At 64.5% G+C, this 14,738-nt stretch carries 11 protein-coding genes; 6 read left to right on the forward strand and 5 right to left on the reverse strand.

Annotated features, from left to right (window positions below; translation table 11 throughout):
* Nucleotides 1–89 precede the first annotated feature (89 nt).
* From BCY88_RS20555 to hemC, 3 genes are read right to left on the reverse strand one after another with little or no spacing between them, the layout of a single operon-like run.
* Nucleotides 90–1,280 (reverse strand): heme biosynthesis protein HemY, encoded by a 1,191-nt coding sequence (locus tag BCY88_RS20555; RefSeq protein WP_120346032.1) that lies wholly within the window; start codon nucleotides 1,278–1,280, stop codon nucleotides 90–92.
* A gap of 2 nt (nucleotides 1,281–1,282) precedes the next feature.
* Nucleotides 1,283–3,301, reverse strand: a complete 2,019-nt coding sequence (gene hemDX, locus BCY88_RS20560) for a fused uroporphyrinogen-III synthase HemD/membrane protein HemX (RefSeq protein ID WP_120346033.1) — start codon at nucleotides 3,299–3,301, stop codon at nucleotides 1,283–1,285.
* Nucleotides 3,301–4,326 carry a hydroxymethylbilane synthase gene (hemC, locus tag BCY88_RS20565; protein ID WP_120346034.1) on the reverse strand — a complete coding sequence of 342 codons (1,026 nt, stop codon included), beginning with the start codon at nucleotides 4,324–4,326 and terminating at the stop codon, nucleotides 3,301–3,303. Before hemC ends, hemDX begins: the two co-directional genes overlap by 1 nt.
* 428 nt (nucleotides 4,327–4,754) lie before the next feature.
* Here hemC and ppc point away from each other — a divergent pair, with 428 nt between their 5' ends.
* Nucleotides 4,755–7,877, forward strand: coding sequence for a phosphoenolpyruvate carboxylase (ppc, locus tag BCY88_RS20575; RefSeq protein WP_120346036.1), 3,123 nt, complete (start codon nucleotides 4,755–4,757; stop codon nucleotides 7,875–7,877).
* Nucleotides 7,878–8,038: 161 nt separating this feature from the next.
* Here ppc and BCY88_RS20580 read toward each other — a convergent pair whose 3' ends face one another.
* Complete coding sequence (locus BCY88_RS20580; RefSeq protein WP_120346037.1) at nucleotides 8,039–8,791, reverse strand: class I SAM-dependent methyltransferase; 753 nt, start codon at nucleotides 8,789–8,791, stop codon at nucleotides 8,039–8,041.
* A gap of 175 nt (nucleotides 8,792–8,966) precedes the next feature.
* Between BCY88_RS20580 and BCY88_RS20585 the strand changes: the two genes are divergently transcribed.
* The 5 genes from BCY88_RS20585 to BCY88_RS20605 all read left to right on the forward strand — a co-directional run bounded on the left by BCY88_RS20585 (nucleotide 8,967) and on the right by BCY88_RS20605 (nucleotide 14,265).
* On the forward strand, nucleotides 8,967–9,779 hold the full coding sequence (locus BCY88_RS20585; protein ID WP_120346038.1) for a helix-turn-helix transcriptional regulator: 813 nt from the start codon (nucleotides 8,967–8,969) through the stop codon (nucleotides 9,777–9,779).
* A 149-nt stretch (nucleotides 9,780–9,928) separates the two neighbouring features.
* A complete protein-coding gene (argH, locus tag BCY88_RS20590; protein ID WP_120346039.1) occupies nucleotides 9,929–11,335 on the forward strand; it encodes an argininosuccinate lyase in 1,407 nt (468 codons plus the stop codon).
* 463 nt (nucleotides 11,336–11,798) lie between these two features.
* Nucleotides 11,799–12,233, forward strand: coding sequence for an energy transducer TonB family protein (locus tag BCY88_RS20595; protein ID WP_404935709.1), 435 nt, complete (start codon nucleotides 11,799–11,801; stop codon nucleotides 12,231–12,233).
* 434 nt (nucleotides 12,234–12,667) lie between these two features.
* Nucleotides 12,668–13,975, forward strand: coding sequence for an MFS transporter (locus BCY88_RS20600; protein WP_120346041.1), 1,308 nt, complete (start codon nucleotides 12,668–12,670; stop codon nucleotides 13,973–13,975).
* Nucleotides 13,976–14,085: 110 nt separating this feature from the next.
* Entirely contained in the window at nucleotides 14,086–14,265 is a 180-nt protein-coding gene (locus BCY88_RS20605; RefSeq protein ID WP_074285075.1) for a hypothetical protein, read from the forward strand.
* A gap of 132 nt (nucleotides 14,266–14,397) precedes the next feature.
* On the opposite strand, the gene BCY88_RS40410 is transcribed toward BCY88_RS20605, so the two are convergent.
* A complete protein-coding gene (locus tag BCY88_RS40410; RefSeq protein ID WP_255246783.1) occupies nucleotides 14,398–14,529 on the reverse strand; it encodes a hypothetical protein in 132 nt (43 codons plus the stop codon).
* Nucleotides 14,530–14,738 lie beyond the last annotated feature (209 nt).

Genomic DNA, 14,738 nt, shown 5'->3' on the forward strand with positions numbered 1-14,738 from the left:
GCATCAATGAAAAAGCCCCCTGCGTCCTGTAACGCCGGGGGCTTTTTTCCATCTATTGCAGCGCGCGATCAATCAACCGCGGCAACGCATCAAACGATATTCATCGCCAACGCGCTCTCGCGATAGTGCTCGCTCGCCTTGGCGGAATCGCCGATCTGCTCATGCAAGCGCGCCAGCGCGCGATGCGAACGAATCTTCAGCGTCTCATTGTCGGCCAGTTTCAGTGCACGCTCGAGGAACGACTGTGCCTTGCCCCACAACTGCTGATGCAAGCACAAGCGACCCAATGCGAACATCAGGTCGGCGTCTTCCGGACGATCCTTCTGCCATCCCTCGGCCTTCTGGATCAGCGGCAACGCGTCGCCCCCGGTCGTGTCCGGATAACGGCGTAGCAGACGCGCGTCCCAGTTCTGCGCCAGCGCTTCCTCGACGATCTTGCGAGCTTCCTGCGGACGATTCAGCGACACCAGCAATTCCGCGGCCAGATCGGCGAGGCGCGGCGAATGACGCTCGGTGACCGACAGCGAATTCCACAACTCCAGCAGCGCATCGGCATTGTGGCGCCGGTCGCGCAGCAGGTTTTCCGCCGCCAGCTGACGCAAGCGCACCGCCACCGCCGGATGGATAGCCTCGCGCTTTTCCAGCGTCTTGACGAGCTTGAGCACTTCACTCCAGTTCTTCAATTGCTGTTGCGCGCGCAAGGTGATCTGCTGTGCGTGAATGCGCCGTGCACCCTGTGATTGCATTTCGGTGAGCGCAGCGAGCGCACCGTCCGCGTCGCGGCCATCGGCCCGCATGTCCGCGGTGGCCATCAGGCGTGCGTCCTGCCAGTCCGCTTCGTCGATCTGGGCGAGCCATTCGTCGCGCCGCGCATATTCATGCATGCGGTGCGCCGCGGTGGCCGCGATCAAACCGGCCGCGCCCTTGTTGTCGCCATTGGCGAGCGAATCTTTGGCGGCTTTTTCAGCGCGCGAGAAACGCCCGGCGTACAGATTGCCGATCGCATCACGCAACGCGGCGTGCGCCTTCGCGACCCGCGAGCGAGCACGGTAAGCCGCCACACGCTGCGGCATGCGCCAGATATTGCGCACGATACGCAGCAACGCATACAGCAGGATGAACAGCACCACCAGCCCGACTACGAACAGATTCAGCGAAATGTCGACGCGGTACGGCGGATAGATCAGCAACACCTGCCCCATGTCGAAGCGTCCGACCACCGCCAGCACCACGGCGATGGCGAACAGCAACGCGAGCCATAGAAGTCCCCGGATTGCCATGATTAACCTCGGCTCCGGTATTGATTGACGGCCTGCAGGCTGGTGTTCAGATTCGGCAGTTCAACCGCGGCCGAGCCCTCATCCACCTGCTTGACCAGATCGATCACGGTCTGGGTTTTCTTCGAAGTGCTATCGAAGTAGCGCGTGAGTGCGGCTTGCGCTGCCTGCAGGTCGGACTTCAGCGTGGTCTGGTTGCGCGAGAGCAGCGCGAGCCGCGCCGACAGCAGACGCAGCTTCAGATTCTCGCGCACGAAGTAGCCTTGATCGGGCGTGACGAGCATGGCGTCGGCGTTGTCGATGCGGCGCACCTGCACGAGGCTGGTGAGCTGCTGGCCAATGCCGGTCGTGACTTCACGCCACCAGACTTTCCAGCGCGGCTCGCCGGTGGCCGCGGCCACCTTCGCGGTGTCGGCCCAGGTGGCGGCCTTCGGCGTGGCGTGGGCAATCGGTGCTTCGCCGGAGAGCGGCAGGTTGTCGACCTGGTCGATCGCATTGTCGAGCTTGATCGCCATGCCCGTCAGATCCGTGGACGGCGCGGCCTTCAGTTTGTCGATGTCTTGCGCGATGGCCTTGCGCACAGTGACGGCCTGCGGGCTGTCCGATGCCGCGAGCCGCGTGTCCGCGCTTTGCAGCGCGAACAGCGCGAGTTGCGTGTTGCCGGTGAGCTGCAATTGCTGGCTGGCGGCCGACAGCATCTGGCCGACTTCCGCCATCGTCCAGTCGTCGCGATTGCGGGCGAGATCGGTGTATTGCTGTTGCAGTGCCTGCTGCGCGGTTTGCGCGTCGGCGAGCTTGCCTTCGAGTTGCGCGACCTGCGCGTCGGATCGATGCACCGTGGCGAGCGCCTGATCGGTCTTGACGCGCAACTCGTTGGTCTGCGCGTCGTTCGCCTGCTGGCGTTGCGCGAGCTGCTGCTCGGTGCGCTCCACCTTGCGATTGAGCGCATAGCCACCCACACCCGCCGCACAAGCGATGATCACGACGACAAACCACAGCAGCGGTCCGCTCGCGCTGCGGCGCTTTTGCGCTTCGTAGGGCGTGAAGGGTGGGTTCGGCGGCAACGCGCTGGTTGCGGCCGGCTGGGGTGAAGCGTTCGTGGATGGGTTCGTTTCAGTCATGCGTGATTTAGCCGGTGAATAAGCCGGGTTGGTCGGTACCGGTTGAACTACGGTCGGCACGGCAGCAAGCAAGGTGCGGGCGATGCGATCGTCGCCCGCGCCGGACACCGTAATGCTATCAAAACCCAATGCCCGCGCGGTCTGTGCGATGCGGGGATGCGGCGTGACCAGGCTGGCGTGCTTCAGTTGCACGATTTCGCCCGCAGTCAGATGCTCCTGCGCGAGCTCGTGCAAATTGCGCACCCCTTCCGAACTGGTGAGCAGCCAGGCGTGCGGTGCGCCGGCGAGCAGCGCATGCACGCGCGCCCAGCCGCCGATCGACGGTTCCGGCACGAGGCGGCGATAGGCCGCGACCGTTTCGACTTCCGCGCCTGCTTCGCGCAAACGGTCGGCGAGCCATTCGCGGCCACCGTCGCCGCGCACGATCAGCACGCGCTTGCCTTCGAGCGCGCTCGCGCCGAGCGCGGAATCGATCGCCGCGAACAGGCCTTCGGAATCGAAGCGCGCCGTATCGTCTTCGGCTACGGACCGCGGGCTGATGATGTTGTACGCCGGCGCGGCGACGCCGTGACGCGCCAGCGCCTGCACACTGCCCGGCCCGACTACGCCGATCGGCAGCGCGTGCGGCCAGATCGCATCGCGGCGGGCGAACGCGTGATCGATCGCATTGGGCGAGACGAACACGACCAGCGCATAGCGCTCGAGAGAATCCAGTGCTGCGCGCAATGGCGCTTCGTCAGTAACAGGCGCAATGTCGATCAGCGGAAAGTCGAGCACGGCAACGCCCGCCGCCGCGAGTTGCGCGATCAGTTCGTTCGACTGACCGGCCGGTCGCGTAATCACGACCGTGAACGCCGTCTTGTCGACGGACGGGGATGCGTTGCCCGGGATATCGGCCGCCATCACTCGCCGGTCGCCGCGCTGTCCGGCGCGCCCTCTGCCCGCGCCGCCGGCGCTGCCGCGGGACCGCTGGCCGTGCTCAGCGCGCGGACGATGTCCATCGCGCCTTGCTGCTCGAGCGCGTTCGCCACTTCCTGGCCGAGCGCAATCGCCCTTTCGACGGTGGGTGCCGGCGCCGATGCCTGCGCGCTCAAGACACGCTGGCCGTCGGGCGTGGCGACGACGCCGCGCAAATGCAGCGCGCCGTCATGCCATTGCGCGTAGGCCGCGAGCGGCACTTCGCAACTGCCGCCGAGCGCACGCGACACCATCCGCTCCGCTTCGACAGCCGCTGCCGTATGTTCGTGATGCAAGGGCGCGAGCCATGCCGCGAGGTCCGCGCGATCGGCGCGAATCTCGATGCCGAGCGCGCCCTGACCGGCTGCGGGCAAGCTGTCTTCGGGATCGAGCAGCGCGCGGATGCGCTCGCCGAGACCCAGACGCTTCAGGCCGGCGGCCGCCAGAATGATCGCCGCATAGTCGCCGCGATCGAGTTTGGCGAGGCGCGTGTCCAGGTTGCCGCGCAACGGGCGCACCACGAGGTGCGGATAACGCATGCGCAGCATAGCCTCGCGGCGCAGGCTGGAGGTGCCGACCACGGCGCCGGCCGGCAGCGCGGCTAGCGAGTCGTAAGCGTTGGAGACCAGCGCGTCGCGCGGATCTTCACGCTCCATGATGGTGGAAAGCGCAAAGCCCGCGGGCAACTCCATGGGCACGTCTTTGAGCGAGTGCACGGCCAGATCGGCACGGCCGTCGGCAAGCGCCGCTTCCAGTTCCTTCACGAAAAGGCCCTTACCACCAACCTTCGACAAAGTGCGATCGAGAATTTGATCGCCACGTGTTGTCATTCCGAGGATTTTTACGTCACAAGATGGATATAATTTGTGCAGCGCACATCGCACATGCTCCGCCTGCCACATGGCAAGGCGGCTTTCTCGCGACGCAATCACAAGCGTGTGGGGTGGCGTAGAAAACGTCTCGGTGTTCATTAGCTTGCTGATTGAAAGACGGGATGTAATAACAATCAATGTTAGCACGCGCCCTTGTGTCTCAAGGCACAGCGGAGCGCCGTGCCGGCGCGGTATCGATGGAGGAGACGGGCCCTGGCGCTACGCGCCTGCCCCATCCCAGCCTGTTCAAGCACGGTCGTTCGCGCACCGGAGCGCGGCATGCGGGATGATGCAATGCGGCGCAACGTGCTTCGCGTGCACGGCATGCATGCCGTGCACCTCGTGCGCTTTGTGCAGATCTTTGTACAAAGGCTCGCGGCTACCCCTCTCCAGCGTGTTGTCATCGGCGGCCTTCGGCCGCATACCGCTTCGTACTGGTTTCGCGCAGTTCACGTTGCAGCTCATATGCAGTTCCGCAGTAGCAGTTCATCACTCAACAGACCCTGGCTTCCCTGAGGAAACCCATCGTGACGTCTTCCGGATCGGCGCGCCCTGCCCGCCGCAACACTGCATCGCCCAACGCTCAAGCGGCCGACGCCGCTTCTGCTTCTGCCTCCGCGGCAACGACCGCCGCGGCCAAACGCGCCGGCAAAGCTGCCAAGGCAACCCAGCCTGCCAACGCCGCTAAAGCCCCCAGGTCAGCCAAAACCTCCACGCCCGCGAAGGCGAACAAAGCGGTGAAGGCCGTCAAGACAGAGAAGGCAACGCAGGCCGCGAAAGCGCCCTCGCTGCAAGCCGTTTCGCCGGATACGGTCGCGCCCGCATCGAAAAGCAGCGGCCGCACGCGCGAAGACAAGGACCATCCGCTGTTCCAGGACATCCGCTATCTGGGACGCCTGCTCGGCGACGTGCTGCGCGAACAGGAAGGCGACGCCGTGTTCGACGTCGTGGAGACGATCCGCCAGACCGCCGTGCGTTTTCGCCGTGAAGACGACAACGCCGCCGCGCAAACGCTCGACAAGAAATTGCGCTCGCTGAGCCCGGAGCAAACGGTCAGCGTGGTGCGCGCGTTCAGCTACTTTTCGCATCTTGCGAATATCGCCGAAGACCGCCACCGCAATCGCCGTCACCGGATTCACGCGCTGGCCGGCTCGACCTCGCAGCCTGGCACCATGGCGCATGCGCTCGAACGGCTCGTCGAGGCGGGCGCCGCCGCGACACCGGTGTTGCAGCAGTTCTTCAACGAAGCCTTGATCGTGCCGGTCCTGACCGCGCACCCCACCGAGGTGCAGCGCAAGAGCATTCTCGACGCGCAGCACGACGTTGCGCGCCTGCTGGCCGAACGCGATCAGCCGTTGACCGACCGCGAGCGCGCGCATAACGAAGCCATGCTGCGCGCCCGCGTCACGTCGCTGTGGCAAACACGCATGCTGCGCGATTCGCGCCTCTCCGTAGCCGACGAAATCGAAAACGCGCTGTCGTACTATCGGGCCACCTTCCTCGAAGAAATCCCGGCGCTCTACGCCGATATCGAAGAAGCGCTCACCGAGCACGGCATCGACGCGCGTCTGCCGCCGTTCCTGCAGATGGGCAGCTGGATCGGCGGCGACCGCGACGGCAACCCGAACGTCACGGCCGAAACGCTCGAGAACGCGATCACCCGCCAGGCCGCGGTGATCTTCGAGCACTACATGGAACAGGTGCACAAGCTGGGCGCCGAGATCTCGGTGTCGAACCTGCTGGCCGGCGCGAGCGACGCGTTGAAGGAACTCGCGGCCATCTCGCCCGATCAGTCGCCGCACCGCACCGACGAGCCGTATCGCCGCGCGTTGATCGGCATGTACACAAGGCTCGCGGCCAGCGCGCGCGTGCGTCTGGGCGAAGGCAGCGTGCCGGTGCGCAGCGCGGGCCGCGGCGCGGCGCCGGTGCGCGCCATCCCGTACGGCGACTCCAGCGAATTCGTGCGCGACCTGCACGTGCTGATCGATTCGCTCGCCGCACACCATGGCGCGCCGCTCGCGGCACCGCGCCTGTCGCCGCTCGCGCGCGCCGCCGAAGTGTTCGGCTTCCATCTGGCAAGCATCGACTTGCGTCAAAGCTCGGACATTCACGAAGCGGTGATCGGCGAGCTGCTGAAACGCGCGGGCGTCGAAGACGACTACGCGTCGCTCTCCGAAGAAGACAAGCTCAAGGTGCTGCTCGCCGAACTTTCGCAGCCGCGCCCGTTGCGCCTGCCCTACGCCGAGTACTCCGATCTCGTGAAAAGCGAACTCGGTGTGCTCGAAGAGGCCCGCATCACGCGCGAGAAGTTCGGCGCGCGCGCGGTGCGCAACTACATCATTTCGCACACGGAAACCGTCAGCGATCTGGTCGAAGTGATGCTGCTGCAAAAGGAAACCGGCCTGCTGCAAGGACGTCTGGGCGACGCGAACGATCCGGCGAGAGCCGGCTTGATGGTGATTCCGCTGTTCGAGACGATCCCCGACTTGCGCAACGCGCCGCACATCATGCGCGATCTGATCGCGCTGCCGGGCGTGGATGCGCTGATCGAACACCAGGGCAACGAGCAGGAAGTGATGCTCGGCTATTCGGACAGCAACAAGGATGGCGGCTTCCTGACTTCGAACTGGGAGCTGTATCGCGCCGAACTGGCGCTGGTGTCGCTGTTCAATCAACGCGGCGTGACCCTGCGCCTGTTCCATGGCCGCGGCGGCACGGTTGGCCGTGGCGGCGGCCCGACGTATCAGGCGATTCTGTCGCAGCCGCCGGGCACCGTCGACGGTCAGATCCGTTTGACCGAGCAAGGCGAAGTGATCGCCAGCAAGTTCGGCAATCCGGAAATCGGCCGGCGCAATCTGGAAACGGTGGTGGCCGCGACGCTCGAAGCGTCGTTGTTGCCGCACGGCATTGCGCCCGCGCAACTGCCTGCCTTCGAAGAGACGATGCAGCAGTTGTCCGACGCGGCAATGGCGTCGTATCGCGCGCTGGTCTACGAAACGCCGGGCTTCAAGGAGTATTTCTTCGAGTCGACGCCGATCTCGGAGATCGCCGAGCTGAACATCGGCAGCCGTCCGGCCTCGCGCAAGCTGCAGGATCCGAAGCAACGCAAGATCGAAGATCTGCGGGCCATTCCGTGGGGCTTCTCATGGGGTCAATGCCGTTTGCTGCTGACCGGCTGGTACGGTTTCGGCAGCGCGGTGGCCGCACATCTGGACAGCGCGCCGAGCGACGCCGAGCGCACCCGCCGTCTTGCGCTGCTCAAGAAGATGCACAAGACCTGGCCGTTCTTCTCGAACCTGCTCTCCAACATGGATATGGTGCTGGCGAAGACCGACCTCGCAGTGGCCTCGCGCTACGCCCAGCTCGTGTCGGACAAGAAGCTGCGCAAGCACGTGTTCGAGCGCATCGTCGCGGAATGGGAGCGCACCTCGAAGGTGCTGTCGGAGATCACCGGCAAGAGCGAACGGCTCGCGGAGAATCCGCTGCTCGCGCGTTCGATCAAGAATCGCTTCCCGTATCTCGACCCGTTGAATCACTTGCAGGTCGAGTTGCTCAAGCGCCACCGCACGGGTGATACCAACGCGCGCGTGCGGCGTGGGATTCACTTGACCATCAACGGGATTGCGGCGGGTTTGCGCAATACAGGCTGATCGAAGCCGGTCGAACAGGCGGCCTGTCCTTGCTGGCCCTAGCCGCCTGAAAGACGAAGCCGGGCGCGGAGCAGTTCGCCGCGCCCGGCTTTGTCATTTTTGCGGCTGGTGTTTTCAGGCCGCATCGGCAAGCGCGTTGCCGAGCGCGCCGCACTGCCGCGTTATTGCGCCTCGACCATCAGCGCGTCGAGCTTGAACGAGCCGTCTTCCTGCACGTCGAAATACTGACGCACCTCATCGGGTGAATGGCTCCACAGCGAGCGAATCGCCACCACGCGCGGCTCCGGTGTGCGCATGCGCGCCACCCACGAACTGAACTCGATCGCGATGCGCCAACGCTCACGAATCGACGCCTTGAAACCGGCCGCTTCGAAGAACGCAATCCATTCGTCAGCACGGTAGTCGCGGATGTGCGAACCGTCGCGCAATACTTCGACCGCCTGAATATGCGTGTCGAGCAGCGGATGATCGGCACCGGCAATGTCGATGAACAACACCTTGCCGCCCGGCTTCAACACGCGCCGTACTTCGGCCAGCGCGAGCGGCACGTCGTGCCAGTGATGCGCGCTCATCCGGCTAATGATCCAGTCGAACGAATGATCGTCGAACGGCAGTGTTTCGGCGGCGCCCTGTTGCGTGCGGATGTTGGCGAGGCCGCGCTCCTTCGCGGCGCCGTCGACCGTCGCCAGCATTTGCGGCGCGATGTCGTACGCGATCACCTCTCTCGCGTGCGGCGCCACCGCGAAACTCGCGTGACCCGCGCCGCAGCCCATATCGAGCACCCGGGCATCCGGCGTCGTGGCGATCGATTCGGCCAGCGTCTGCAGATCGGCGCCGGTGGCATGCGTCTGACTCGTCAAATACGCGGCGGCGGTCGAGCCGAAGGCGTCGGCGACCTGATCGTGATGCTTCATGGAAGGCTCCGGTTATCTATGTGGGGTTGGATTTCGCGTGGACCGGGTTGGTCTGGACGGCACTGCGTCGTTCCAGTCGTTACAATAGAGCCCGCCGTGTACCAGTACAAGTTAAGCAATTATTCTGGTATTGATAACACCACCCGACATTCCCTCCACGCGCTGCCCGACAAGAATGACCACGCCGTCTTCCGCCGACCACCCGCCGCCGCTCGACGCCACGCCTGCTCGCGCGCTCGGCGATTTCATCCGCGCCCACCGTGAACGGCTCACGCCGCAAGCGCTCGGGCTGCCGCCGGGCCCGCGCCGCCGCACCCCTGGTTTGCGGCGCGAGGAAGTCGCGCAACTGTGCGGCGTGAGTCCCACCTGGTACACGTGGATCGAGCAGGGGCGGCCAGTCTCCGCCTCCGCCGAGGCGCTGGCGCGGATCGCCGTCGCGCTGCAGTTGTCGCGCGCCGAGCGGGCGTATCTGTTCGAACTGGCCGCGCAGCGCGACCCGGCCGAGCCCGATCCGGCGGCCACCGACGCTCCCGCCACCTTGCTCGAAACCGTGCAACTCGTGAACGCACCGGCTTACGTGCTCGACCGGCAATGGAACGCGCTGGCGTGGAACGAGCGCGCCGCCGACCTGTTCGTCGGCTGGCTGGACGGCACGCACGACCGCAATCTGCTGCGCTATACCTTCACCGAGCCGGCCGCGCGCGAGCTGATCGTCGACTGGGACACGCGCGCGCGGCGCCTCGCCGCCGAATTCCGCGCCGACTCGATCCGCCATCTGAACGACGCCCCGACCCGCGGGCTGATCGACTCGCTTAGCGCCGCCAGCGACGCGTTCGCGCGTTTCTGGGCGTCGCAGGACGTCGGCGGACGGGAAGGCGGACGGCGCGAATTCAACCACCCGCGCGACGGGCGCATCGTGTACGACCAGATCACCTTCAAGCCCGCGCATCGCGAAGACCTGAAGCTGGTCGTGCTGGTGCGGGAATAGCGGCGCTTTCGTCCCGGCAGCCCCTGGGCTGCCGGCGTCTTTGATGCGGTCCGCCAGTGTTAAAATCCCTGTCTTTCGCCCGTTTCGGCGGCGCCTGCACCGTACGCAAACGCCGTCAGCGTCCTCACCTCGTTCAACTGCCCAACACCATGACGTCCCAACTGCACAAAAAAGGCGAAGCCTGGTCGGCTCGCTTCTCGGAGCCGATGTCGGAGCTCGTCAAACGCTACACGTCGTCGGTTTTCTTCGACAAGCGTCTGGCGCTCGTCGATATCGAAGGGTCGCTCGCGCACGCCTCGATGCTGGCCGCGCAGAAGATCATCGCCGCCGACGACCTCGCCGCGATCCAACGCGGCATGGCGCAGATCAAGGGTGAAATCGAGCGAGGCGAGTTCGAGTGGCAACTCGATCTGGAAGACGTCCACCTGAATATCGAAGCGCGCCTGACCGCGCTGATCGGCGACGCCGGCAAGCGCCTGCACACGGGTCGTTCGCGCAACGACCAGGTCGCGACCGATATCCGTCTGTGGCTGCGCGGCGAGATCGACCGTATCGGCGGCCTGCTGACGGAACTGCGCACGGCTTTGCTCGACATGGCGGAGAAGAACGCGTCGACCATCATGCCGGGCTTCACGCACCTGCAAGTGGCGCAACCGGTCACGTTCGGCCATCACCTGCTCGCCTACGTCGAAATGTTCTCGCGCGACGCCGAACGCATGATCGATTGCCGCAAGCGCGTGAATCGCCTGCCGCTGGGCGCAGCCGCGCTCGCCGGCACCAGCTATCCGATCGACCGTCATGCGGTGGCGAAGACCCTGGGTTTTGACGGCATCTGCGCAAACTCGCTCGACGCCGTGTCCGATCGCGACTTCGCGATCGAATTCACGGCCGCGTCCGCGCTGGTGATGACGCACGTGTCGCGCTTCTCCGAAGAACTCGTGCTGTGGATGAGCCCGCGCGTCGGCTTCATCGATCTGGCCGACCGTTTCTGCACCGGTTCGTCGATCATGCCGCAGAAGAAGAACCCGGACGTGCCCGAACTCGCGCGTGGCAAGACGGGCCGCGTGAACGGCCATCTGATCGCGCTGCTGACGTTGATGAAAGGCCAGCCGCTCGCCTACAACAAGGACAATCAGGAAGATAAGGAGCCGCTGTTCGACACCGTCGACACGGTCGCGGATACGCTGCGCATCTTCGCTGAAATGGTCGCGGGCATCTCGGTGAAGCCGCAAGCCATGCGCGACGCGGCGTTGCAAGGTTTCTCCACGGCCACCGATCTGGCCGACTACCTGGTCAAACGCGGCCTGCCGTTCCGCGACGCGCACGAAGCCGTGGCGCTGGCGGTCCGCGTGTGCGCCGATCGCGGCTGCGATCTGGCCGACCTGACGCTGGAAGAAATGCGCAAAGAATTGCCGAACGTCGCGCAGTTGATCGGCGAAGACGTGTTCTCTTATCTGACGCTCGAAGGTTCGGTGGCGAGCCGCAACCACCCGGGCGGCACGGCACCCGAGCAGGTGCTTGCAGCGGTCAAGGCTGCACGGGAAGCGTTGAAGTAAGGTAAAAGGCCGCTAACAGGCAGATAACAGGCGGCGCAAGAACAAAGGCGAACTCCTCGACGGGTTCGCCTTTTTCTTTTTCGCAGCTGGCCGGATGGATTGCGCAAAGCGCCGCGCAAAAAAAAGAAAGCCCGCGCGAAGCGGGCTAAATGAAAGACTTCCACCGATGCCTCCCGAAAGAGGCACTCGAAGTGTAGGCGCGTTTTGGCCGAAGAGAAATCTGGTCATATTTCGGCCTATTACAAGCGTTCGAATGGCACGGCGCGGGTGAACGACAATTGCATCCTGGCGCTTTTTGACTACCATCAAATTAGATCCTGCCCCCGTGCTTTCCACGACGATGCTCACCCGCGCGCGTCACCTTCGCCGCCTGACCGAACCCTTCGCTTCCCGCGTTGGCGTGCCGCTGTCGCATGCGCATCGGGTGGCTTCGGCATCCGTGCTGACGGCTGCTTCGATTCTGATGTTCGCGGTCATGGCAGGCTGTACGTTCACACCGCCGGATCGCCCGCTGATCATCACGCCGGCGGCCGCCGTCAACAGCGCGACGCTCGATCAATATCGCACTGCGGTCGCCCAACGCATCATCGAACGCAGCCCGTCCTATGTGCTGCACGGCACGCCGCAAGCCATGCTGCGTTCGCTGGTGGTGGTCTCGTTCACGGTGGATCGCAATGGCGAGGTGCTGCAATCGTCGGTGTATCGCACCAATGGCGACGACGAAGCCGAAAGCACCGCACTCGCGACCTTGCGGCGTGCTTCGCCGCTGCCGCAACCACCCGGCAAACTGCTGAATGGCCGTGGGCAAGTCGAACTGTTCGAGGACTGGCTCTTCAACGACGACGGTAAATTCCAGTTGCGCGAGTTCGCCTCGCCGCAAGCACAGACCATCGAGTGAACGCTTCGCCCTGGCGGCGCTACAGCGGCAGGATGCGAGTCAGGTCCTACTCTCCCCTCTTGCGCCGCCTTGCCACCTTGCCACCTTGCCACTTTGCCGCCTTGCCGCGCTGCGGATGCGCTCGCTATAATTTTCCGACTCCCACGCCGGATCCCCCGGCATGGCTCGCGCCGCCCGCTCATCCGTTGGCGCAGCGCGAGCCCGACTGCAGCAGCGCCGCGCCACCCGCGCAGGCCGCCTGCCTGACACGCAACGCTGACGCCTAACAGCCGCCGTTGTAAGCTGTCGCATCGTCGCCCGCGTCAAACATGGCTTCAACCGCCGTGCAAGACGCGCCGAAGCGCACGAACTTAAACAAAGATGCCGCCTGAGCTCGCACCGCACGCACGTAAAAGTACAGCGCCCAGCGGCATCACGACACCTGGAGACCCTGCATGTCCACTTCGCCGATTTCCGCGGCCCAGCCCAATGCGGCCGGGCAGAACAGCAGCGCGCGAATCATCTTCGCGAGCTTCATCGGCACCGCGATCGAGTTCTACGATTTCTACGTCTATGCGACCGCCGCGGCGCTCGTCATCGGACCGGTATTTTTTCCGCACGGCTCGGCGACCGCCCAGGCTTTATCGGCTTTCGTCACGTTCGGCATCGCGTTTGTCGCGCGGCCGATCGGCTCGTTCCTGTTCGGCCACTTCGGCGACCGGGTCGGCCGTAAGTCGACCCTGGTGGCCTCGCTGCTGGTGATGGGTGTGTCCACCACCCTGATCGGTTTCGTCCCGGGCTACGACTCGATCGGCAGCCTCGCGCCGATCCTGCTATGCATCTTGCGTTTCGGCCAGGGTATCGGCCTGGGCGGCGAATGGGGCGGCGCGGCGCTGCTCGCCACCGAGAATGCGCCGGCCGGCAAACGCGGCTGGTTCGGGATGTTCCCGCAACTGGGGCCGTCGATCGGTTTTCTGGCCTCCAACGGTCTGTTCTTCGCCTTGGCGTTGTCGCTGAGCGACGAGCAATTCCGCAGCTGGGGCTGGCGCGTGCCGTTTCTCGTCAGCGCGGTGCTGGTCGCGCTCGGCTTGTATGTGCGCTTGAAGATCGCCGAGACGCCGGCTTTCCAGGCAGCCATCGAACGCGAGGAACGCGTGAAGGTGCCCATCGCCACGCTGCTCTCGCAGCACTGGGTGCCGACGCTTCTCGGCGCGCTGGCCATGGTGGTCTGCTATACGCTGTTTTATAACGCCACGACGTTTTCGTTGTCGTACGGGGTGTCGGTGTTGCATATTCCCCGGCCGACTTTCCTCGGCATGCTGTGCATCGCGGTCGTGTTCATGGCGCTCGCCACACCGCTGTCGGCCTGGGCAAGCGACCGTTATGGCCGCAAGCCGGTGCTGATCGTCGGCATCATCGCGGCGATCCTGTCGGGCTTCACCATGGCGCCGCTGCTCGGCAGCGGACAGACGCCACTGGTGCTGCTGTTCCTCGTGATCGAACTGTTCCTGATGGGCGTGACCTTCGCACCGATGGGCGCGCTGCTGCCGGAACTGTTTCCGACCAACGTGCGCTATACCGGCGCAGGCGTGTCGTACAACCTCGGCGGGATTCTCGGGGCGTCAGTCGCCCCGTATATCGCCCAGGTGCTGGCCGCGCACGGCGGGCTGCCATGGGTGGGCGCTTACGTGTCGATCGCGGCGGCCGTCAGCATGATCGGTGTGCTGTTCATGCGCGAGACGCGCGATGCGCACCTGATGTAAGGGCGATGTGAGGAGCCTGAAGGCGCGCTGGGTAAATCCCCTGCCTTGCGCGTCTTTTTGACTTGCCTATACTCGAATCGAATAACCCTAAGGCAAGCAGGGAGGCTCTGATGAATATTCATCTTCACAACGCGGACATCGTGATGATTATCGCGTTGGCGCTGCTATGTTCGCTGTTGCTGGCTTTGCGTTTTCGTCCCGCGACGTGGAAGGGTATCGTGGTGGAAGCGCTGGCCGCGAACGTGGCTGCCATTACCGCGGTGATTGCTTTCGAAATGCTGCTCGCCTGAGCAGCCGGACGTCACGGCATCGGCATCTGGCCGGTCGCATGCGGTACCCGGAAGCGGCGGCCCTTGCCTACGCAGGCAAGCGGCAGCCGTCAGGATTCGCGCTACGTCTGACCGAACGCCAGCCGCAAGCCATTACCGGTAGTAGTAACCGTGATGGTAGTAACCGCCGCCGTAGTAGTAGCCAGGCGCCGGTGCAACGATGCAGCCACCGAGCGCCGTTGCCAGCAGCGTGCCTGCGATCAGGGTCAGGATTAAGCGTTTCATATTGTTCTCCTTCGAGTCAGAGTCATTCGAGCCGAAACCCCGAATGACTTGATTTGACACGACCCTGCTTCGCCTGAACGTTGCCATTTGTAAGGGAAGATCACCGAGGTGTTACACGTTCGCGCCCCGAATCCGGCGGCGCTGAAGCATAGCGACAACAGATTCACATCAGACGAAAACAGCACCTATACTGGTTTGAATATGCGTGC

Origin of the sequence: Paraburkholderia fungorum, from assembly GCF_003610895.1 — a bacterium.
GTDB classification, from domain to species: Bacteria; Pseudomonadota; Gammaproteobacteria; order Burkholderiales; family Burkholderiaceae; genus Paraburkholderia; species Paraburkholderia fungorum_B.

Excerpts from the sequence above, each read along its gene's own strand:
- BCY88_RS20555 (WP_120346032.1), bottom strand. The coding sequence starts at position 1,280 with ATGGCAATCCGGGGACTTCTATGGCTCGCGTTGCTGTTCGCCATCGCC.
- hemDX (WP_120346033.1), bottom strand. The coding sequence starts at position 3,301 with ATGGCGGCCGATATCCCGGGCAACGCATCCCCGTCCGTCGACAAGACG.
- hemC (WP_120346034.1), bottom strand. The coding sequence starts at position 4,326 with ATGAACACCGAGACGTTTTCTACGCCACCCCACACGCTTGTGATTGCG.
- BCY88_RS20580 (WP_120346037.1), bottom strand. The coding sequence starts at position 8,791 with ATGAAGCATCACGATCAGGTCGCCGACGCCTTCGGCTCGACCGCCGCC.
- BCY88_RS20585 (WP_120346038.1), top strand. The coding sequence starts at position 8,967 with ATGACCACGCCGTCTTCCGCCGACCACCCGCCGCCGCTCGACGCCACG.
- argH (WP_120346039.1), top strand. The coding sequence starts at position 9,929 with ATGACGTCCCAACTGCACAAAAAAGGCGAAGCCTGGTCGGCTCGCTTC.
- BCY88_RS20595 (WP_404935709.1), top strand. The coding sequence starts at position 11,799 with ATGTTCGCGGTCATGGCAGGCTGTACGTTCACACCGCCGGATCGCCCG.
- BCY88_RS20600 (WP_120346041.1), top strand. The coding sequence starts at position 12,668 with ATGTCCACTTCGCCGATTTCCGCGGCCCAGCCCAATGCGGCCGGGCAG.
- BCY88_RS20605 (WP_074285075.1), top strand. The coding sequence starts at position 14,086 with ATGAATATTCATCTTCACAACGCGGACATCGTGATGATTATCGCGTTG.
- BCY88_RS40410 (WP_255246783.1), bottom strand. The coding sequence starts at position 14,529 with ATGAAACGCTTAATCCTGACCCTGATCGCAGGCACGCTGCTGGCAACG.